18 protein-coding genes are annotated in these 18,930 nt (G+C 70.3%); 10 read left to right on the top strand and 8 right to left on the bottom strand.

Going from position 1 to position 18,930, the window contains the following annotated elements:
* Positions 1–5: 5 nt before the first annotated feature.
* From ACFSJG_RS14270 to ACFSJG_RS14260, 3 genes are read left to right on the top strand one after another with little or no spacing between them, the layout of a single operon-like run.
* On the top strand, positions 6–2,207 hold the full coding sequence (locus ACFSJG_RS14270; RefSeq protein ID WP_378485847.1) for an acyl-CoA dehydrogenase: 2,202 nt from the start codon (positions 6–8) through the stop codon (positions 2,205–2,207).
* The gene (locus ACFSJG_RS14265; RefSeq protein WP_378485846.1) at positions 2,204–3,085 is read left to right on the top strand and encodes an SDR family NAD(P)-dependent oxidoreductase; all 882 of its coding nucleotides are present in this window, start codon (positions 2,204–2,206) and stop codon (positions 3,083–3,085) included. Before ACFSJG_RS14270 ends, ACFSJG_RS14265 begins: the two co-directional genes overlap by 4 nt.
* A 48-nt stretch (positions 3,086–3,133) precedes the next feature.
* Positions 3,134–3,706, top strand: a complete 573-nt coding sequence (locus ACFSJG_RS14260; protein ID WP_378485995.1) for a TetR family transcriptional regulator — start codon at positions 3,134–3,136, stop codon at positions 3,704–3,706.
* A 497-nt stretch (positions 3,707–4,203) separates the two neighbouring features.
* On the opposite strand, the gene ACFSJG_RS14255 is transcribed toward ACFSJG_RS14260, so the two are convergent.
* From ACFSJG_RS14255 to ACFSJG_RS14245, 3 genes are all read right to left on the bottom strand, one after another.
* Positions 4,204–5,235, bottom strand: coding sequence for a pirin family protein (locus ACFSJG_RS14255; protein ID WP_378485845.1), 1,032 nt, complete (start codon positions 5,233–5,235; stop codon positions 4,204–4,206).
* Between the two features lie 8 nt (positions 5,236–5,243).
* Positions 5,244–5,654, bottom strand: a complete 411-nt coding sequence (locus tag ACFSJG_RS14250; RefSeq protein WP_378485994.1) for a GNAT family N-acetyltransferase — start codon at positions 5,652–5,654, stop codon at positions 5,244–5,246.
* Positions 5,655–5,799: 145 nt separating this feature from the next.
* Positions 5,800–6,492, bottom strand: a complete 693-nt coding sequence (locus ACFSJG_RS14245; protein WP_378485844.1) for a FadR/GntR family transcriptional regulator — start codon at positions 6,490–6,492, stop codon at positions 5,800–5,802.
* A gap of 124 nt (positions 6,493–6,616) precedes the next feature.
* Here ACFSJG_RS14245 and ACFSJG_RS14240 point away from each other — a divergent pair, with 124 nt between their 5' ends.
* From ACFSJG_RS14240 to ACFSJG_RS14215, 6 genes are all read left to right on the top strand, one after another.
* Positions 6,617–7,885, top strand: coding sequence for a CynX/NimT family MFS transporter (locus ACFSJG_RS14240; protein ID WP_378485843.1), 1,269 nt, complete (start codon positions 6,617–6,619; stop codon positions 7,883–7,885).
* Positions 7,886–8,062: 177 nt separating this feature from the next.
* A complete protein-coding gene (locus tag ACFSJG_RS14235) occupies positions 8,063–9,493 on the top strand; it encodes an MFS transporter (protein ID WP_378485993.1) in 1,431 nt (476 codons plus the stop codon).
* A 129-nt stretch (positions 9,494–9,622) separates the two neighbouring features.
* On the top strand, positions 9,623–12,121 hold the full coding sequence (gene nirB / locus ACFSJG_RS14230) for a nitrite reductase large subunit NirB (RefSeq protein WP_378485842.1): 2,499 nt from the start codon (positions 9,623–9,625) through the stop codon (positions 12,119–12,121).
* A gap of 96 nt (positions 12,122–12,217) precedes the next feature.
* Positions 12,218–12,703: a nitrite reductase small subunit NirD gene (gene nirD / locus ACFSJG_RS14225; protein ID WP_378485841.1), complete on the top strand. Its 486-nt coding sequence runs from the start codon at positions 12,218–12,220 to the stop codon at positions 12,701–12,703.
* Positions 12,700–13,872 (top strand): uroporphyrinogen-III synthase, encoded by a 1,173-nt coding sequence (locus ACFSJG_RS14220; RefSeq protein ID WP_378485840.1) that lies wholly within the window; start codon positions 12,700–12,702, stop codon positions 13,870–13,872. Before nirD ends, ACFSJG_RS14220 begins: the two co-directional genes overlap by 4 nt.
* Positions 13,872–14,621 (top strand): sirohydrochlorin chelatase, encoded by a 750-nt coding sequence (locus ACFSJG_RS14215; RefSeq protein WP_378485839.1) that lies wholly within the window; start codon positions 13,872–13,874, stop codon positions 14,619–14,621. The genes ACFSJG_RS14220 and ACFSJG_RS14215 overlap by 1 nt, the downstream gene beginning before the upstream one ends.
* Here ACFSJG_RS14215 and ACFSJG_RS14210 read toward each other — a convergent pair.
* Positions 14,563–16,314, bottom strand: a complete 1,752-nt coding sequence (locus tag ACFSJG_RS14210; RefSeq protein WP_378485838.1) for an NTP transferase domain-containing protein — start codon at positions 16,312–16,314, stop codon at positions 14,563–14,565. The two genes, ACFSJG_RS14215 and ACFSJG_RS14210, sit on opposite strands and share 59 nt — an antisense overlap.
* Positions 16,315–16,356: 42 nt before the next feature.
* Positions 16,357–16,824 carry a winged helix-turn-helix transcriptional regulator gene (locus tag ACFSJG_RS14205; RefSeq protein WP_378485837.1) on the bottom strand — a complete coding sequence of 156 codons (468 nt, stop codon included), beginning with the start codon at positions 16,822–16,824 and terminating at the stop codon, positions 16,357–16,359.
* 51 nt (positions 16,825–16,875) lie between these two features.
* Between ACFSJG_RS14205 and ACFSJG_RS14200 the strand changes: the two genes are divergently transcribed.
* Entirely contained in the window at positions 16,876–17,301 is a 426-nt protein-coding gene (locus ACFSJG_RS14200; RefSeq protein ID WP_378485836.1) for a PaaI family thioesterase, read from the top strand.
* A gap of 100 nt (positions 17,302–17,401) precedes the next feature.
* On the opposite strand, the gene ACFSJG_RS14195 is transcribed toward ACFSJG_RS14200, so the two are convergent.
* The 3 genes from ACFSJG_RS14195 to ACFSJG_RS14185 form a co-directional block, all read right to left on the bottom strand.
* Positions 17,402–17,536: a hypothetical protein gene (locus ACFSJG_RS14195; protein ID WP_378485835.1), complete on the bottom strand. Its 135-nt coding sequence runs from the start codon at positions 17,534–17,536 to the stop codon at positions 17,402–17,404.
* 77 nt (positions 17,537–17,613) lie between these two features.
* Positions 17,614–17,910, bottom strand: a complete 297-nt coding sequence (locus tag ACFSJG_RS14190) for an MGMT family protein (protein ID WP_378485834.1) — start codon at positions 17,908–17,910, stop codon at positions 17,614–17,616.
* A gap of 182 nt (positions 17,911–18,092) precedes the next feature.
* Positions 18,093–18,881, bottom strand: coding sequence for an alpha/beta fold hydrolase (locus ACFSJG_RS14185; RefSeq protein ID WP_378485833.1), 789 nt, complete (start codon positions 18,879–18,881; stop codon positions 18,093–18,095).
* Between the last annotated feature and the right edge of the window lie 49 nt (positions 18,882–18,930).

Raw genomic sequence — 18,930 nt, 5'->3', positions numbered from 1 at the left:
CGGACATGCCGATCGGTATCGGAGCAGATCACGACGCGCTCGCCGACGCGCTCGCGCGATTCGTCGCCCGCGAGGCACCCGTGGAACGGACCCGTGGGCAGTTCGACGTGCTCGCTCGCGGAGAACGGCCCGCCTTCTGGGACCAGTTGGTGGGCATGGGGATTCCGTCCCTGCATCTTGCCGAGGAGTACGACGGGGCAGGCGCGGGGGTGCTCGAACTCGCGGTCGCCCTGGAGCGGTCAGGTCACGGCCTGCTGCCGGGACCGCTGCTGCCGACGGTGACGGCCAGTGCCGTCGTCCAGGCACACGGCACCGACGCGGCCCGCAAGACCCTGCTGCCGGGCCTGGCCACCGGCGGCACCGGAACGGTCGCACTGGACCCGGGAACGGTCGTTCTCGACGGTGACGGCGACGAGGTCGTGGCGACCGGCGAGACCGGCCTGGTGCTCGGAGCGATCGGCGCCGACGTTCTCGTTCTCGCAGGGCGATGCCGGGAGAAGGCGGTGTGGTTCGTCGTGTCGGCCGGCGACGTGGGCGTGGAGATCGTCGCCGAGACGGGCGTCGACCTGACCCGGGACATCGGCCGGGTGCGGTTGTCCGAGGTGCGGATTCCCGCCGAGCACGTCCTCGCCGCCAGCGAGGACGAGGTCGCGGCACTGGCCGTGCTCCTGCAGTGCGCAGAAGCCGTGGGAGTCGCCCGGTGGGCTCAGGAAACCGGGCTCGCCTACGCGAGGGTCCGGGAGCAGTTCGGCCGTCCCATCGGCTCGTTCCAGGCGATCAAGCACAAGTGCGCGCAGTTGCTCATCCGCGTCGAGGTGATGACCAGCGCCGTGTGGGACGCGGCGATGGCCGCGGATCGCGGCGACCTCGCCCAGATCGAACTCGCCGCGGCACGCACCGCGACGGTGGTGCGGCGTGAGGCCGTCGACGTCGTCCTCGATTCGCTGACCGTCCTCGGCGGCATCGGCAACACCTGGGAACACGACATCCACCTCTACTGGCGTCGTGTCGTGAGCCTGCTCGCGCTCGGCGGCTCGCAGGACTCGTGGGCCCGGCGGGCCGGTGAACTGGCGTCGACCACGGCACGGGAGGCGGTCCTCGGGTACGAGGACCGGCCCGAGTTCCGTGCCGGGGTGGCGGCGACGATCGCGGAGTCACAAGGACTCGACCCGGCAGCGGCGCGCGTGTTGCTCGCCGACCGCGGCCTCGTCTCGCCGCACTACCCGGAGCCCTACGGGCTGGGAGCGGACACGGCCGGGCAGCTGATCATCGCAGAGGAGTTCGCGCGAGCAGGCGTCGAGCAACCCCGCACGGTGGTCGGCGAGTGGGCGCTGCCGTCCGTCCTCCGGTACGGGACCGAGGACCAGATGCGGCGGCTCGTCGCACCGACGCTGCGCGGAGAGATCGTCTGGTGTCAGTTGTTCTCGGAGCCGGGCGCCGGGTCCGACCTGGCATCGCTGACGACCTTCGCCACCAAGGTCGACGGCGGTTGGCGGATCGACGGCAGCAAGGTGTGGACGTCCAAGGCGCACGAGGCGCACTGGGGGATCTGCCTCGCGCGCACCGATCGGGACGCACCCAGGCATCGTGGGATCAGCTTCTTCCTCGTCGACATGTCGGCAGCCGGAGTCGAGGTTCGGCCGTTGCGGGAAGCCAACGGCGACAGCATGTTCAACGAGGTGACCCTCGACGGAGTGTTCGTCCCGGACGCCGACCTGGTGGGTGCGCCGGGTGAGGGGTGGACGGTGGCCCGCACGACGCTCGCCAACGAACGTGTCGCCATGGGAGCCACTCCCGTCGCGGGCGGGCACCGGCTGGATCCCGTGGAGGTGGCGCGGGCCCTCGACCCGGCCGCCCGGCAGGAGGCGCTGCCTGCCCTCGGCCGGATCACCGCCACCACCGGGGCGCTGGACGCGCTCGCACATCGTGGTGTCCTCAAGCGACTGTCCGGCCTGAATCCGGGCGTCGAGGCGAGCGTGCTGAAGGCCGCATCGGCTCGCCACATCACGGAGGCTGCCGCGCAGGTGCTCGAGTGGTTCGGACCGGAGGCTGCAGTCGGGAGCCTCGGCCCGGACGTGTCCGGCGGCGGGCGCGCGGCCAAGGCGTACCTGTCGACACCGTCGCTGCTCATCGGCGGTGGCACCCTGGAGATCCAGCTGAACGTGATCGCCGAACAGATCCTCGGGCTCCCGAGGGAGGCGCGATGACGGAGCGAGTGCTGGCCGGCCGGACCGCGATCGTGACCGGAGCCAGTGCGGGTCTCGGCCGGGCCGAGGCGCTGGCCCTCGCGCGAGCGGGCGCCGATCTCGTGATCAATGCGCGCGGTGAGCGGCTGCACGACGTCGCCGACGAGATCCGCGGCGTCGGTGGATCGGTCGTGACGTGCGTCGGCGACATCGGCGAGCAGTCAACGGCGGACCGGCTCGTCGCGCTCGCGGTCGAGCGGTTCGGCCGGCTGGACGTCGTGGTCAACAACGCCGGGATAGTTCGGGATCGCATGGTGTTCAACATGTCCGCCGACGAGTGGGACGACGTGCTGCGGATCAATCTTCGCAGCACGTTCCTCACCACCCGCGCCGCCACCGACCACTGGCGCCGGCGCGCGAAGGAATCCGGTGGACCGGTCTACGCCCGCATCGTCAACACCTCGTCGGAGGCGTACGCGTCGGGTCCGCCGGGTGCCGCCAACTACGCGGCATCGAAGGCAGGCGTCGTCGCCCTGACGATGTCGACGGCGCGCGGATGCGAGTCGTTCGGGGTGCGGGCCAACGCCATCTGCCCGCGCGCACGGACGGCCATGACCAGCGAGGTGTTCGGTCCGGGCCCGGATACGGGGGAGGACCCGCTGTCCACCGAGCACGTTGCACCGCTCGTCGCCTACCTCGCGTCCCCCGTCGCCGACGGCGTCACCGGCCGCGTTCTGGTGGCGTACGGCGACCGGATCGACGTGATGGGCCCGCCGACGGTGGCGGCGAGCCTGAGGTCGGCGTCGCGGTGGAATCAGGGCGAGCTGGATGCGGTTCTCGGCGCCCACCTCGTGGATCCGACGCCCGGGACGGCCCTGTCCGCCGCGGGAGCGGACTAGGCTGCGCTCGTGACCGAACCCGTTGCCGCGCCGCTGAGCCCCGACGACATGACCGACACGCAGCGTCGGCGTCGGCAGCTCCTGACCGCGACGGTGATCGAGATGCTCGCCGACACAGGGCCGGACGGAATCCAGATGCGAGAGGTGTCCGAGCGCTCGGGTGTGGCGCTGGGGACGCTGTACCGCTACTTCCCTGCGAAGCAGCACCTGCTCGCGGCCTCGATGGCGGCGTGGAACGACATTCTTGCGGAACGGCTGACAGAGGAACGCGAATCGGGCCGCCATCACGCGGGGTCGGTGCTCGATCGAGTACTGGATCTCTACACGAGGCAGATGAAGGCGTTCCAGCGCGGGCCGAACTTCGCTCGACTCGAGGTCGAGTTGCAGACGTCCGACGATCCGTACGTCCGCGACACACTCGACGAGCGATCGGCGGTCAACAGGAAGGCGCTGTTCGAGTTGATGGACGGCGTGCCCGCCGAACGGGCGCGCCTCGCATCCCTGTCGATCGGCAGCACCATGCTGAACTCGCTCGTGTTGTGGACCACCGGGCGAATCGGGTTTCCGGAGGCTCTCCGGAACGTCCAGGACGTGAGCCGGCTGGTCCTCGGCGACCAGTAGGCACGACGGGCCGGACCGCTGCGACGATCGAATCACCCTTGGGCACAGACGACTCCGACTGTCGTCGTGCGGTTTCTCCCTGCGCTCGATCGTGTCGGCGCCGGGGTTCGACGCGTCGGTTCTGCCCGGTGGATGAGAAGCGCGTTCTCCCCGAATCCTGAGCGGGCGGCTACTCGGCAGTAGCGCTTGTGTATTGATCCGGACTGGCGTTACATATAGATAGAATTACGTTCTATATTGTTCGTGCGTCGCGCGGTCGACGGCAGTTCTGATCGGTCCGTCGATGCGCTGTGTAGCGCGGGTTGCGTTCGAGTGCCGACGGCGCGGAGTGGAACGGATAGCTGACGGAGCAGGACCTGATCGGATACATGCCCGAGCGGATTGCGCGATACAAGATTCCGACGAGGTGGGTCTTCCGAACCGACGAGCTTCCCCGCAACGCCACCGGCAAGGTCAAGCGAGTGGACGTGCTGGCCTCCCTGTAGCGATCCTCCGCGTCACGGGGTGTCGAGGCGACCATCCGGATGCCGGGCGAAGCGGCCCGCGTCGCCGGGCTGGACGGGATCGTCGGAGGGCCACGGCCACCCGCCGAAGCCGGTGCGACGGTAATCCTCGAACGCCTCCTGAAGCCCGGCGGCGTCGTTCATCACGAAGGGCCCGTGCTGGGCGACGGGTTCTCCGATCGGTCGTCCCTGCAGCAGCAGGATCTTGATCCCACCCGGGCCGGCGGTCAGCGTCACCGGCTCGGTCGCGTCGACGAGTACGCCTGTGCCGACCGGGATCTCGGCGGTGGCCGGGTCACCGAGGCGGACCGAGGAACCCTCGTACACGTACAGCACCCGGTGCGTGTCCGGGCCCGCCGCGGCAGGCAGCGTGAACTCGGCGTCGGCCGCGGACTCCAGGTGCCAGATCGCGAGGTCCGCGATCTCGTTCGACGCCCATGACTCGGGTGGCGGAGCGAGGGCGTCGGTGTCCCCGAACGCGCCGGCGACCACGGTGACCTCCGTGCTGCGTCCGCCCGAGTCGGTGTGGACCACACGCGGTGTCTTCTCGCTCCAGAACATCGAGAAGTGCGGATCGGCCGTCTTGGACGCGGCGGGCAGGTTCACCCAGATCTGGAACAGTTCGAGTGGGTTGCGCCGGTCTCGTTCCAGGAGCGGGAACATCTCGGAATGCGAGACGCCGCGGCCGGTGGTCAGCCACTGGGTGTCGCCGTCGCCGTAGCGGGCGGTCGCGCCGAGGGAGTCCGCATGGTCAACCATGCCCTGGCGGACGTGGGTGACGGTCTCGAAGCCCCGGTGCGGATGTTGCGGGAAACCGGGGACCGTCTGCCCGTGGTACATGTTCCAGCCTGCGGGGTTGCCGAAGTCCTGACCGAGGGGGCGTCCGGCGAGCGAGGCGTCGGGGCCGAGGTCTGTCGTGCCCTCCGGATAGTCGTCGAGGTGATAGGCGACGAACAGGAACGGGTCGACGGCCTGCCACGGCGTGCCCAGTCGGAACACCTGCAGCACGGGATCGTTCGCACTCATGTTCCTGCTCAACGTAGGTCCGGTCCGTTTGCTTCCCGGTCGCCCGGCGGCGTCCACCGCATCGGGACGTGGTCGATGCCCGCTTCCACGTAGCCGGGGCCGGTGGTCACGAATCCCAGTGCCGCGTACCAGTTCTCCAGGTACGCCTGTGCGGAGATCTCGACCGGCCCGGTGGAGTCCGCGAGTGCGGCGAGCACGAGGTCTCGTGCGAGGCCACGCCCACGCGCGTCGGCGGCGGTTGCGACCCGGCCGATGTGCGGTGTCGGTTCGTCACGCAGCACACGGAGTGTCGCGAGCACGGTGCCGTCCGCCTCCTCGCACCAGTACAGCGTCGTCGTCGGGTCGAGGTCGCGTCCGTCGAGTTCCGCTTCCTCCACGATGCCCTGCTCGTGGACGAACACCGCGGTCCGCAGCTGCATGATCCGGTACACGGCGGCGGGGTCCGTCGCTCGGAGCGCCGCGTGGCGGATCCGGGGACGGTGCTCGGCTGTCGACACCGTTCGATCGTGGATCAGCGCGCGGGGTCGCGCAACGCCGGCCGGTCCGCGGGGCCGCGGAGTGCGGTCAGTCCGCGGGGCCGCGGAGTGCGATCAGTTCGGTGAGGAAGTGCCGTGCCGCGGACGCGGCGCGCTCGGGATCGGCGTCGATCACGGCCTGCACCAGTTCCGCGTGCTGCGGCTCGAACGAGTTCGCGGCGTCGACCGGGTGCCGGTCGATGGTCTGCTCGATGGCGGGCAGCAGGGAGTCGTAGAACTCGAGGTAGACCTCGTTGTGGCTCGCTGCGACGATTGCGCGGTGCAGGGCGAGGTCCGCGGCGACCGCGGCTCGTCGTTCCGCGTCCCCGGCGTCCACCGCGGTGTTCCACAGCACGTTGCGGCGCTCGAGCAGTGTGCGCAGGTTCTCGACGTCGGCCTCGTCGCGGCGCCGGGCGGCGAGCGCCGCCGCGGTGACGTCCAGTGCCTGCCGTAGTTCGAGGACGTCGCGTTCGTGTGCGGAGGCGAAGTACTTGCCGAGGGTGCAGCCGAGGTCACTGGTGGCGATCACGTAGGTGCCCGAGCCCTGCCGGCGTTCGAGCATGCCCGCGTGCACGAGGGCCTGCACCGCCTCGCGGACGGTGTTGCGGCCGGTACCGGTGAGTTCGGCGAGCGCAGGCTCGGTGGGGATGCGCTCGCCGACCGGCCAGCGGCCGGAGGTGATCTCGGCGCGCAGCTGCTCGGTGACCTGCGCGATGAGGCTGGTGCGGCGTACGGGTTGCACGGTGGCCCTTCTCGGTGGCGTTCGTCGCACGCGAGCTTAACCGGTTGCCCCAATTCGTCCAGTCATCCTATGATTTTGCGATCCGCGCTCGCGGACCTTCTTCGACCAGAACACGAGGTGAACCGTGACCGTGCAGGCGACGGCCCAGACCGACGAGACGCGAACCAGGTCGCTGATCGCGGGTCGCGTCGTCGTACTCGTCGCGATCGTGCTGTCCGCGCTCACCCTCCGCACCGCCGTCACCTCGCTGACCCCGCTGCTCGACGAGATCGGGCACGACGTCGGGTTCGACTCGGCGGTCGTCGGACTCTTCGGGATGCTGCCCACCGCGATGTTCGCGGTGTCCGGCATCCTCACGCCGCGGCTGACCAGGCGGTTCGGTCTCGAGGTCGTCGTCCTCACCGCGATGGTGATGACGGCCGTCGGGCTCGCGGTGCGTCCCGCGATGTCGGGGACCGCCGCACTGCTCGTGTTCTCCGCGCTCGCGCTCGGCGGCATGGGCATCGGCAACGTCGTCGTCCCGCCGCTGGTCAAGCGCTACTTCCCGGACCGCATCGGTGCGGTGAGCACCGTCTACATCCTGTGCGTGCAGATCGGTACCACGATGCCCGCCCTGGTCGCCGTGCCGCTCGCGGACGCCTACGACTGGCGGGTCTCCCTCGGCGTCTGGGCGTTGCTCCCGGTGGCGGCGGCGCTGCCCTGGCTGAGCGTGCTCGCCGCCCGGCGTGGACGTTCCGCCGACGACACCGCGATCGCGGCAGGCGCCGAGCCCGCCGGTCGGGTCTGGCGGTCACCGGTGGCGTGGGGCATGGCCGGGATGTTCGGCATGACCTCGCTCATCACGTACTCGATGTTCACGTGGATCCCGAAGATCCTCACCGAGGCGGGTGCGAGCGCCGGCTTCGGAGGCTCGATGGTCGCGCTGTTCAGCGCGGTCGGGTTCATCGCCGCACTCGGGGCGCCGTCCCTGTGCATCCGGATCGCCAACCCGTACCCGGTGGTCGTCGCCTGTGGCGTCAGCTACCTGATCGGATTCGCCGGACTGCTGTGGGCGCCGATGTCCGCCCCGATCCTGTGGATCGTGGCCGTCGGACTCGGCCCGAGCACGTTCCCGATGGCGCTGACGCTGATCAACCTGCGGACCCGCACCGCCGCCGGTTCGGCGGCACTGTCGGGATTCACGCAGGGGCTGGGATACGCGGTTGCCTGTGTCGGCCCGCTGATGTTCGGTGTGCTGCACGACGTCACGGGTGGGTGGACGTGGCCGTTCGCGCTGCTCCTGTGCGCGGTCTGTGTGGTCATGATCGCGGGCCGGGTCGCGTGCAAGCCCCGCTTCCTCGAGGACTCCTGGCACTCTCACAGCGCCGAACGCGGCACGCATCACACTCCGTAACATGCCGTTCACCTGCGAAAATGTTCTCACACCGGCGGTCTCGCCCGGGTGAGAGCAAGTTCATTGCAGAGTCACTGACGGCAGCACCGAGGCAACATCCCGCTCGTAGTTTTGGGCCACACCCCAACACCACGAGGAGGCTCGGTGACCAGCACACGTTCGGACGACGACGCAGCAGTGACCGTGGGCGCCGCGACAACCGTCGCGACGCCCAAGCACTACATCGCGCAGTGGGATGCCGAGGACGTCGAGGCATGGGAGGCCGGCGGCAAGGACGTCGCCAAGCGCAACCTCATCTGGTCCGTGATCGCCGAGCACGTCGGATTCTCGGTCTGGTCGATCTGGTCCGTGATGGTGCTGTTCATGCCGACGGACGTGTACGGAATCGACGCCGCGGGCAAGTTCTTCCTCGTCGCGGTCCCGACCCTGGTGGGCGCGATCCTCCGGATCCCCTACACCGTCGCGACGGCACGGTTCGGTGGCCGCAACTGGACCGTCTTCAGTGCCCTCGTACTCGCGGTGCCGCTGTTCGGCACCCTCTACCTGATGCTCAACCCCGGTCACTCGTACACCACGTTCCTCGTGGTCGCGGCCATCGCCGGCGTCGGCGGCGGAAACTTCGCCTCCTCGATGACGAACATCAACGCCTTCTACCCGCAGCGGCTCAAGGGCTGGGCGCTCGGTCTCAACGCCGGTGGCGGCAACATCGGCGTCCCGGTGATCCAGCTCGTCGGCCTCCTCGTCATCGCGACGGTCGGCAACACCGAAGCCTGGATCGTGTGCGCGATCTACCTCGTGTTCTGTGGATTCGCAGCTGTTGGCGCCGCCCTGTTCATGGACAACCTGGGCAACCAGAAGGCCGATCTGACCGCGATGGGCAAGACCCTCAAGTTCAGTGACTCCTGGGTCATCGCCTTCCTCTACATCGGCACCTTCGGGTCCTTCATCGGCTACAGCTTCGCGTTCGGCCAGGTCATGCAGATCAACTTCCTCGCGGGTGGCGACACTCCGGCGCAGGCCGCACTGCACACCGCGCAGATCGCGTTCATCGGCCCGCTGCTCGGCTCCATCGCCCGCCCCTACGGCGGCAAGCTCGCCGACCGCATCGGCGGCGGCAAGATCACGCTCTACACCTTTGCCGCGATGACCCTCGCCGCGGGCGTGCTGGTCACCGCCAGCATGATCGACGACAGCACCCCCGGCGCGGCGAGCACCGGCGTCCTGGTGATGCTCGTCGGCGGCTTCATCGCCCTGTTCCTGCTGTCGGGCATCGGCAACGGCTCCGTCTACAAGATCATCCCGTCGATCTTCGAGGCCAAGGCGCAGGGCCTCGATCACCTCGACGCCGAGGGCAAGGCCATGTGGTCGCGGAACATGTCCGGTGCGCTGATCGGCTTCGCCGGAGCCATCGGCGGACTCGGTGGCGTCGGCATCAACCTCGTGCTCCGCGCGTCGTACCTCAGCGACGCGAAGTCGGCCACCATGGCGTTCTGGGTGTTCCTCGCCTTCTACGTCGCCTGCATGGTCGTCACCTGGTTCGTCTTCCTGCGCCGCCCGCGGGAAGGCGTGCTCATCGCGGACAAGACCCCGGCGCTGGTCGCCGACTGATCCGCCGCAGTACCCCGGTCGCCCGGTGAACGGGCGGCCGGGCCGCGGCCCACGAACCGGGCACCGCCAGTCACGGTCCCGGGACAACCACCACACATGCAACGAATTGATCCAGGAAGAGGGTGCGGCATGAGCCACAAGTCTGTAGTGGTCGTGGGCCACGGAATGGTCGGACACCGGTTCGTCGAGGCGATGCGGTCCCGCGACGAGGCAGGCGACTGGAAGGTCACCGTCCTCTGCGAGGAGACCCTCCCCGCCTACGACCGTGTCGGCCTGTCGTCGTACGTCGGTGCGTGGGATCCGAAGGAACTCGCGCTCGCAGGCAACGAGTACGACGGTGACGCCATGGTGGACCTGCGCACCGGCGTCCGCGCCGATGCGATCGACCGCGACGCACGCACCGTCACCACCTCGGCAGGCGACACCCTCTCCTACGACGCTCTCGTGATGGCGACGGGCTCGTACGCCTTCGTGCCGCCGGTCCCCGGCCACGACCGCCCCGAGTGCTTCGTCTACCGCACCATCGACGATCTCGACGGCATCCGCGCCCGCGCCGACGCCGCCGGACCGGGCGCCGTCGGCGTCGTGGTCGGTGGCGGCCTGCTCGGCCTCGAGGCCGCGAATGCGTTGCGGCTCATGGGCATGACACCGCACGTCGTCGAGTTCGCGCCGCGTCTGATGCCGATCCAGGTCGACGAGGGCGGCGGTGCGCTGCTCGCCCGCCTCGTCGAGAACCTCGGCGTCAGCGTGCACACCGGGGTCGGCACCGCGGCGATCACGGAGGGCCCGGACGGGATCGCGGTCGAGCTGTCCGACGGCTCCGTCATCGACGCGTCACTCCTCGTGTTCTCCGCGGGTGTCCGCCCGCAGGACCAGCTCGCCCGCGACGCCGGCCTCGAGGTCGGTCCGCGCGGCGGCATCGTCACCGACATCGGCTGCCGTACCTCCGACGACGCGATCTACGCCGTCGGCGAGGTCGCCGCGGTCGAGGGCGTCTGCTACGGCCTGGTCGCGCCCGGCTACAGCACCGCCGAGGTGGTCGCCGACCGCCTGCTCGGCGGCGCAGCCGAGTTCCCCGGCGCCGACCTGTCGACGAAGCTCAAGCTCATGGGCGTCGACGTCGCGAGCTTCGGTGACGCCCACGCGCAGTCCGAGGGTGCCCTCGAGGTCGTCCTGAACGACGCCGCCAAGGGAACCTACGCCAAGCTCGTCGTCTCCGACGACGCGAGGATCCTGCTCGGCGGCATCCTCGTCGGCGACGCCTCGGCCTACGCCTCGCTGCGCCCCCTCGTCGGCCGAGAGCTGCCGGGCGATCCCGCCGCGCTGATCTCGCCCGCGGGCGAGAAGCCGGGCGCCGGATCGCTGCCGGACGACGCCGAGGTCTGCTCCTGCAACGCGGTCACCAAGGGCACCATCTGCGGCGCGATCGCCGAGGGTGCCTGCGACATCGCCCAGGTCAAGGCGTGTACCAACGCGGGCACCACCTGCGGCGGCTGCCTGCCGACGATCAAGCAGCTGCTGGCGTCGTCGGGTGTCGTGCTCAGCAAGGCCCTGTGCGAGCACTTCGAGCAGTCCCGCGCGGAGCTGTTCCAGATCGTCCAGGCCACCGGCACCCGCACTTTCTCGGCGCTGATCTCCAAGTACGGCAAGGGAACCGGCTGCGACATCTGCAAGCCCGTGGTGGCGTCGATCCTCGCCTCCACCGATTCGGACCACATCCTGCACCGTCAGCAGGCGGGCCTGCAGGACACCAACGACCACTTCCTCGCGAACATCCAGAAGAACGGCACCTACTCCGTCGTGCCGCGCATGCCCGGTGGTGAGTGCACGCCCGAGCAGCTGATCGTGATCGGCGAGGTCGCCCGCGACTTCGGTCTGTACGTGAAGATGACCGGCGGTCAGCGCATCGACATGTTCGGTGCCCGCGTCGAACAGCTGCCGCAGATCTGGAAGCGCCTCGTCGACGCCGGCATGGAGTCCGGTCAGGCCTACGGCAAGTCGCTGCGCACCGTGAAGAGCTGCGTCGGTTCGACCTGGTGCCGCTACGGCGTCCAGGACTCCGTCGGCATGGCCGTCGACCTGGAGATGCGCTATCGCGGCCTGCGCTCGCCCCACAAGATCAAGTTCGGCGTCTCGGGCTGCGCGCGCGAGTGCGCCGAGGCCCGCGGCAAGGACGTCGGGGTCATCGCCACCGAGAGCGGCTGGAACCTCTACGTCTGCGGCAACGGCGGACAGTCGCCGAAGCACGCGGTCCTGCTCGCGGGCGGGCTGGACGACGAGACCCTGGTCAAGTACATCGACCGCTTCCTGATGTTCTACATCCGCACCGCCGACCGGCTGCAGCGCACCGCGCCGTGGCTCGAGGCGATGGACGGCGGCCTCGACCACCTCAAGGACGTCGTCTGCAACGACAGCCTCGGCATCGCCGACGAGCTGGAGGCGGCGATGGCCAAGCACGTGCACGGTTACAAGGACGAGTGGGCAGGCGTGCTCGAGGATCCGGAGAAGCTGGCCCGGTTCGTGTCCTTCGTCAACGCACCCGACGAGGCCGACCCGACGGTGGCGTTCGACGAGTCCGGGGCCCGTAAGGTGCCCGTTCTGATGGGGATGCCCCCGATGCCGGCGTGACATTCACCTGCTTACCGCGAGGGAATCGGCCCTTAACAGTCGGGTAACACCGGCTCCGTAGAAATTGAGGGCAGCTTGTTACAGGGAGGACCACCGATGACCGTCATCGATTCGACGACGCCACCAGAAACCGAGTCGGGGGGTGCAGCCGCCGAGAACCACGGCAGCGGGGCCGCCAGGAACTTCGGTCGGGACAGTGTGAACGACGGCAGACTGGAGTGGACGTCGGCGTGCCCGCTCAGCCGGCTCATTCCGGGTCGCGGCGTCGCGGTCCTGCTCAGCGGGGGCGAGCAGGTGGCGTTGTTCCTGCTCGACGACGGATCGCTGCGCGCGGTCGGGAACATCGATCCGTTCGGCCGTGCCGCGGTCATGTCGCGTGGCCTGGTCGGCGACCGCGCAGGTGAGCCGATCGTCACCTCGCCGCTGCTCAAGCAACCGTTCTCGCTCGTCGACGGGCGGTGCCTGGACGACGAGTCGGTGTCCCTGCCCGTGTACGGCGTCCGGGTGTGGGCCGGTGTCGTCCAGGTCCACAGCCCGCTGCGCGGCTCCGCGGGTGACTCCACCGCCACGACCGGCGAGTGACCGTGACGACCGACGAGACGCGGATCGGTGAGCCCCTCAAGGGGTTCACCGTCGGGGTGACCGCGGCCCGACGTTCGGAAGAGTTCAGTACCCTGCTCACGCGGCGGGGTGCGACGGTCGTCAATGCGCCCGCCATCCGCATCATTCCGCTCGTCGACGACGCGGAGCTGGAGCGGGTGAGCCGGGAACTGATCGAGCGGCCGGCGGAGATCACCGTCGCGACCACGGGGATCGGCTTCCGCGGTTGGATGGAAGCCGTCGACGGCTGGGGGCTCGCGGAGGAGCTGGGCGCTGCGCTGGGCGAATCCCGGATCCTCGCCCGCGGGCCGAAGGCGAAGGGCGCGATCAGGGCGGCCGATCTGCGGGAGGAGTGGTCGCCTGCGTCCGAGTCCTCCGCGGAGGTCCTCGACCATCTGCTCTCCGAAGGGGTGGAGGGCAAGCGGATCGCCGTGCAGTTGCACGGCGCCACCACAGAATGGGAACCGCTGCCCGACTTCTGCGAGGTCCTCCGGCTCGCCGGCGCCGAGATCGTGCCCGTCCCCGTCTATCGCTGGACTCCGCCGCCGGATCAGGCGGCGATGGACCGGCTGATCGAACTGACCGTCACCGGCGGCCTCGACGCGGTGAGCTTCACCAGCGCCCCGGCGGTGGCCTCGATGCTGATGCGTGCCAAGGAGATCGGGCTCGTCGAACCGCTGCTCGCGGCGTTCGGCGGTCGGGTGCTCGCAGTGTGCGTCGGGCCCGTCACCGCGGCGCCCCTCGAAGCGCTCGGCGTCCAGACGACGATGCCGACGCGGGCCCGCCTCGGATCGCTGGCCCGGCACATCGCGGAGGAACTCCCGCGCCGTGCGATGAAGGTGCGCGCGGCCGGACACGACCTGAGCGTTCGCGGCAGCTGTGTCGTGGTCGACGACGAGGTACGGCAGCTGGCGCCCGCGGCCATGTCGCTGATGCGGACGCTCGCGCGGCGGCCCGGCCGGGTCGTCTCACGCGAAGAGCTGCTGGCGGTGCTGCCCGGCGGGGGAGGGGACACCCACGCGGTCGAGACGGCGATCGCCCGGCTGCGTTCCTGCCTCGGCGCGCCGAAGATCGTGCAGACCGTGGTCAAGCGCGGGTATCGGCTTGCCGTCGACGACCCCGCGGACTGCGACGACGACGGGAAACGATGATGAGCAGATCGACTTCCGAACGACCGGCGCTGGTTCTGGTCGCGCACGGCACCCGTAGCGCCCGCGGCGTCGAACTCGTCGCCGCGCTGGCGGAAGAGGTCGCCGCATCCGTGGGGACGACCCGCGTCGCGTTCGTCGACGTCCTCGGTCCGTCCCCGTCGGAAGTGCTGCGCGAACTGGACGCCCCCGCCGTGGTGGTGCCCGCGTTCCTGGCCTCGGGGTACCACGTCCACACCGACGTCCCCCGCGAGGTCGCGGACTCGGGCAACATCGACGTCCACGTGACGTCCGCATTGGGGCCGGACCCGGTGCTGGCAGCCGTGCTGCTGCACCGCCTCCGGGAGGCCGGGTGGCAGCCGGGTGACGCGGTCGTGCTGGCTGCCGCGGGATCGTCCGATCCGCGGGCACTGGCGGACGTGCGGCGGGCGGCGGCGATGCTCGCGGACCTGACCCGAGATCGCGTCGAGATCGGGTACGTCGCGACGGGCGAACCGCGTGTTCCGGCCGTCGTCGCCCGGGTGCGCGAGGAACATGGCCGCCGGGTGTTCGTCGCGTCGTACCTGTTGGCGCACGGGCTGTTCCACTCGCGTCTCGCCGATGCGGGCGCGGACGGGGTGGCCGAACCTCTCGGCGTCCATCCCGACCTCGTCCGGCTGCTCGTCGCGCGCTACCGCGCCGGTGTCGAGGCGGTCACCGCGGGAGCGGGAGCAGTTCGACGACACCACCGTCGGGTGTCGCCGGTTCGATGACCGCGAGCGCCTCGGCCCCGACCAGGGCGCCGAGGTGCGCGGTCCGTACCTGGTTGACCGCGACCAGGGTTCCGTCGGGCCTGCGGTGCACGGGAACGATCCGCGGCGTGTCGCCACGGCTTCCGTTCGGGGCGACCGCGGCAGCGTTCGCAACGGCACCCGTGACCACCGCCGGCCGCGGCGCCCCGATCAGCGCCGCCGCCACCGCAGGAGCGGTGAGCAGGATCGTCGCGACGGCGGCGTACGGGTTGCCGGGCAGTCCGATGACGATGCGCTCGTCCGGCAGCGCGGCGACGACCTGTGACCCACCGGGCCTGCAGCGGACCCGGCTGACGACGATGCGGGCGCCGGCTCGGTTCAGTGCCTGACGCAGGTGATCGGCGGCGCCGCCGCCGGTGGCACCCACGATCACGATGACGTCCGTGTCCGTCGACCCGGGAGCGAGGAGTTCGTCGAACCCGCCCGCCGTGTCACGCAGGTGAGTGCTCGCGTTCGACTGCATGCCGCACCACGAAAGATAATGCGGGAGAACGGGTCCGAGTGAATCCCTGGTCTGGCCGTCGCGGAGGGGTCCGTCGCGGCGGATCTCGTCGCCGGTTACTACGATATGCGCGCGGACCGGACCGCGTACGAGGAGTTCGGTGACCTCCGCGCTGCGGGCGAGCGAGGCGAGCGCCGCCGTCACGCGGGTACCCGTCGCGGCGAGCGTGACGCCCGGGTGCCAGTCCTCGCCGCGACGGCGGGTGTCGTCACGGTCGGGTGTGTCGTCCTTGTGGGACAGCGTCGTTCCGTCCAGGTCGGTGTGCTCGTCGCGGATCACGGCGGTCGCGCCGGCCGGAACGTGTGCGCCCGTGGCGATCCGCACCGCGTGGCCGGGGTCCAGGACGACCTCGTCGGTGGATCCGGCGTACCGGATCGCGGTGTCGAGTTGCCACGGCCCCGGTCCGGACACGGCGTAGCCGTCCATCGCGGACACGTCGACCCGCGGCAGGGCGTCCGCCGCGACGAGCGGCTGTGCGAGTGCGCCGCCGATCGCGTCGATCGGTGACTGCTCAAGGGCCGGAAGCGATTCGATCGCCCCGCGCAGGGTGGTGCGGGCATCGGCGATCGACAGCGGCGTGTGCGCGATGCGGGCGCGGGCCGCCAGCAGATCGGCTTCGGTGTCGCAGTCGGAGATGTCCGACATCGCGACGGTGGTGACGTTGTCCGGGACGAGGGACTTCATCGGCTGGTTGGTGAGACCGCCGAGCGCGGTGAGTCGTTCGCTGAGCGCGGAGGTCCGCCACACGCCGAGCAGGAACTGCACGCGCCCCGACTCGTCGACGGCGAATGCGGCGTCCGCGCCAGTGGTGTCGACCGCTTCGCGCAACCTGTCCACGGCCTCGGCGGTGATGGTGGGCAGGTCGGCCGCGAGCACCGCGACGATCGGCGCCGTGCCGCACTGCTGCAGTCCCGCGGCGAGCGCGGCGACGGGCCCGGCGCCGCGGGGGGACTCCTGCGCCTGTCGCACCGACGGGTCGAGGTCGTCGCGATGCGGTCCGACGACGACGGTCACGTCGGCGTCCTCGACCGCGGCGAGTGCGGTGGCCAGCATGCTGCGTCCGCCGACCTCGATGGCGGGTTTGTCGACGCCGCCCATGCGACTGCCGGACCCGCCGGCGAGGACGATGGCGTCACAGGGTTCCGCGGTCATGCGCTCATCGTCGCACGGCGGCACGGGTGACGGTGTCCGGCCTCAGTGGGTGAGTGCGCGGGCTCCGGGACCGGGGGTGCCGACCGTCTCACGCGCGGTCAGGCCCTCCTCCGTGACAGGTCGGACGACCGCGTGCACGGGGCTTCCGCTGGATCGTTCGCGCACCACCATGGCGGGGCCGTCACCGTCGGCGAGGTGTCGGTCGCCCCATTGCAGGAGGGCGATCAGCACAGGCAGCAGGTCCATGCCCTTGTCGGTCAGGCGGTACTCGTTGCGCGAGCGCCTGCCCTCCTCCCGGTACGGCTCGACGCGCAGGATTCCCGCGGCGACGAGCTTGCGGAGCCGGTCGGCGAGAACGGATTCCGACATGCCGATGTGGCGGTGCATGTCGTCGAAGCGGCGCACACCGTTGAACGCCTCGCGGAGGACGACCATCGTCCACTTCTCGCCGATCACGTCGAGGGTGCGCTGCACCGAGCAGTTCTCGGTGCTCGTCTCCAGCCACTCCATGGCGCCATCGTAGCGCTTGCTGGCTGTGGATTCAGAAGCTAGCCTCGAAGTATGACAACAACCGATTTCCTCGACGCCGCCCGATCCCTGCCCGAACGGGCCTTCGTCGCCGCGGCGGGCCTCGTCGTGGACGAGGTGACGGGCACCAGGGTCGCCGGGCACATCGACCTCACCGACGAGCACTTCACGCCGTGGGGCGTCGTGCACGGCGGCGTCTACGCCACCGCGGTCGAGTCGGCGGCCAGTATCGGCGCCAGTGCGGCCGTCGTCGACCGCGGACAGTTCGCGGTCGGAGTGCACAACGCCACCGACTTCCTCCGCTCGTCGAACGGTGGCGAGCGGGCGCTCGTCGTCGCGGAGCCGCTGCAGCAGGGCCGCGTCCAACAGCTGTGGCTCGTCACCGTGACCAGCGAACAGTCCGGGAATGCCCTCGCGCGCGGGCAGGTTCGGCTCCAGAACGTGCCGCTGCCCGCCTGATCCGGTCATCGATCCACGAAGGGCGCCCCTCCCTGCGTGGGAGGGGCGCCCATTCCCCGGGTGTTCCGGGGGAGTGTCTGACGGTCGGGTGCCGGGTGCGTCAGCTGCCGAAGAACGGTGCCGCCTGCGGCTGCGGCTGAGGCTGAGGCATCGGGGGCAGCGGCTGCTGGTGTCCGAAGCCGCCCTGCATGGGGAAGGCGTTGTCGATGGCGTTGTGGAAGTGGTTGATGTCCATGGCTTCATGTCTACGCACCGAACCTGGGCGGACCGTGGACGCAGCCTGGCAATCGGCTGGGCGCTCGTGGCCGCCCGTCAGTGGGTGTGCCGGCACACCTTCAGGTCGACCCGGCCGTCCGTGATCGGAACACCCTCGGCCGCAAGCCGTTCCAACTGCCTGCGGGCGAGGTGCGGAGCAGGTCGCCCCGATGCCGGGACGACGCGGTGCCAGGGCAGGTCCGAACTGTCGGTCCGCATGATCCACCCGACCGTCCGCGCGGAGCTCAACCCGGAGGCCGCCGCGAGGTCGCCGTACGTGCTCACCCGGCCCGCGGGGATCGCCGCGACCAGCTCCCGGACGCGTTCGACCTGTTCCTCCGTGGTGGCGGCCACTACGGCATACCTCCCGATCCTCTGGTCGGCGCCCCCGGCGCCCGATCGCCGACCGGCTGCGTTGTCATCGTCACCGATACAACCCCGGTTTCGGCTCCTCTTCTGCGCAGGAGCGGAGCCCGCGGAGCGACTCCTCGGGCTTGCCGGACGGCGATCGTTTCGCCGGGTGCATCCGAGAAGGATCAGGAGTCATGCCCGAGCAGCTTCTCGATCAGCGCGGCGACCTCGCCGGGCCGGGCGTTCGCGACCATGTGATCGACGTCCATCTCCAGGACTGTCAAGTTGTCGCCGAGGCGCTCGGCCAGCGCCGCACGCAGGCGCGGCGTCACGTACGGCGGTTGCACCCGCATCGCCTGCACCAGCACCGTCGGCATCGTTGCGGGCGGCAGCACGGCAGGGCGCGCCAGCTCGCCCCAGGACGCGACAACGGCGGGCACCGCGTAGCGCCAGCCGACCCGTCCGTTCTCCAGGTCGACGAGGTGCTCGGCCATCTCCTCGTCCAGCACGTCGGACGCCACGTCCGCCCACGCGCCGTGGACCTTCTCCGACCGTGCCTCGGCCGCGTCGGTGTAGTCGGGGTAGCGCATCGTCAGATCGGCGACCTCGAGCATGCGCGCCGGATCCAGCCCCATCGCGGGGTCGAGCAGGATCAGGGCCCGTACCTTCTCCGGGACCCGTGCGGCGAGATGCATCGCGATCGCCCCGCCGTACGAGTGCCCGACCACGATCGCGGGTCCGGTGGCCTCGGCGTCGAGCAGGTCGACCAGGGAGTCGACCTGGTCCGCGATGCCCCACGGCGGGCTCCACGTGGAGCGGCCGTGACCGCGCAGGTCCGGGGCGATCATCCGAACCTGCGGCAGGTGCCCGTCGGCGAGGTGCCGCCACCGCTTGCCGTGGCCGGTGAGGCCGTGCAGGGCGAGCACCTGGGTCCCGTGCTCGGGGCCGAAACGATGAACCTTCAGATCGGACACGCAGCCATTGTGCCGACCGGACCCGCGTGACGCTCGGTCGCCCCGACCT

This window comes from Rhodococcus gannanensis (assembly GCF_042681175.1).
In the GTDB taxonomy this organism is placed as follows: Bacteria; Actinomycetota; Actinomycetes; order Mycobacteriales; family Mycobacteriaceae; genus Rhodococcus_G; species Rhodococcus_G gannanensis.
Note: the sequence above shows the minus strand (reverse complement) of the source record. Positions and strands in the feature narration are given on the sequence as shown.

What these genes read in the sequence shown, in the direction of transcription:
- ACFSJG_RS14195 (WP_378485835.1), bottom strand. Translation starts at nt 17,536, where the DNA reads ATGGACATCAACCACTTCCACAACGCCATCGACAACGCCTTCCCCATG.
- ACFSJG_RS14250 (WP_378485994.1), bottom strand. Translation starts at nt 5,654, where the DNA reads ATGCAGCTGCGGACCGCGGTGTTCGTCCACGAGCAGGGCATCGTGGAG.
- nirB (WP_378485842.1), top strand. Translation starts at nt 9,623, where the DNA reads ATGAGCCACAAGTCTGTAGTGGTCGTGGGCCACGGAATGGTCGGACAC.
- ACFSJG_RS14210 (WP_378485838.1), bottom strand. Translation starts at nt 16,314, where the DNA reads ATGACCGCGGAACCCTGTGACGCCATCGTCCTCGCCGGCGGGTCCGGC.
- ACFSJG_RS14260 (WP_378485995.1), top strand. Translation starts at nt 3,134, where the DNA reads ATGACCGACACGCAGCGTCGGCGTCGGCAGCTCCTGACCGCGACGGTG.
- ACFSJG_RS14205 (WP_378485837.1), bottom strand. Translation starts at nt 16,824, where the DNA reads ATGGAGTGGCTGGAGACGAGCACCGAGAACTGCTCGGTGCAGCGCACC.
- ACFSJG_RS14270 (WP_378485847.1), top strand. Translation starts at nt 6, where the DNA reads ATGCCGATCGGTATCGGAGCAGATCACGACGCGCTCGCCGACGCGCTC.
- ACFSJG_RS14215 (WP_378485839.1), top strand. Translation starts at nt 13,872, where the DNA reads ATGAGCAGATCGACTTCCGAACGACCGGCGCTGGTTCTGGTCGCGCAC.
- ACFSJG_RS14265 (WP_378485846.1), top strand. Translation starts at nt 2,204, where the DNA reads ATGACGGAGCGAGTGCTGGCCGGCCGGACCGCGATCGTGACCGGAGCC.
- ACFSJG_RS14200 (WP_378485836.1), top strand. Translation starts at nt 16,876, where the DNA reads ATGACAACAACCGATTTCCTCGACGCCGCCCGATCCCTGCCCGAACGG.
- nirD (WP_378485841.1), top strand. Translation starts at nt 12,218, where the DNA reads ATGACCGTCATCGATTCGACGACGCCACCAGAAACCGAGTCGGGGGGT.
- ACFSJG_RS14255 (WP_378485845.1), bottom strand. Translation starts at nt 5,235, where the DNA reads ATGAGTGCGAACGATCCCGTGCTGCAGGTGTTCCGACTGGGCACGCCG.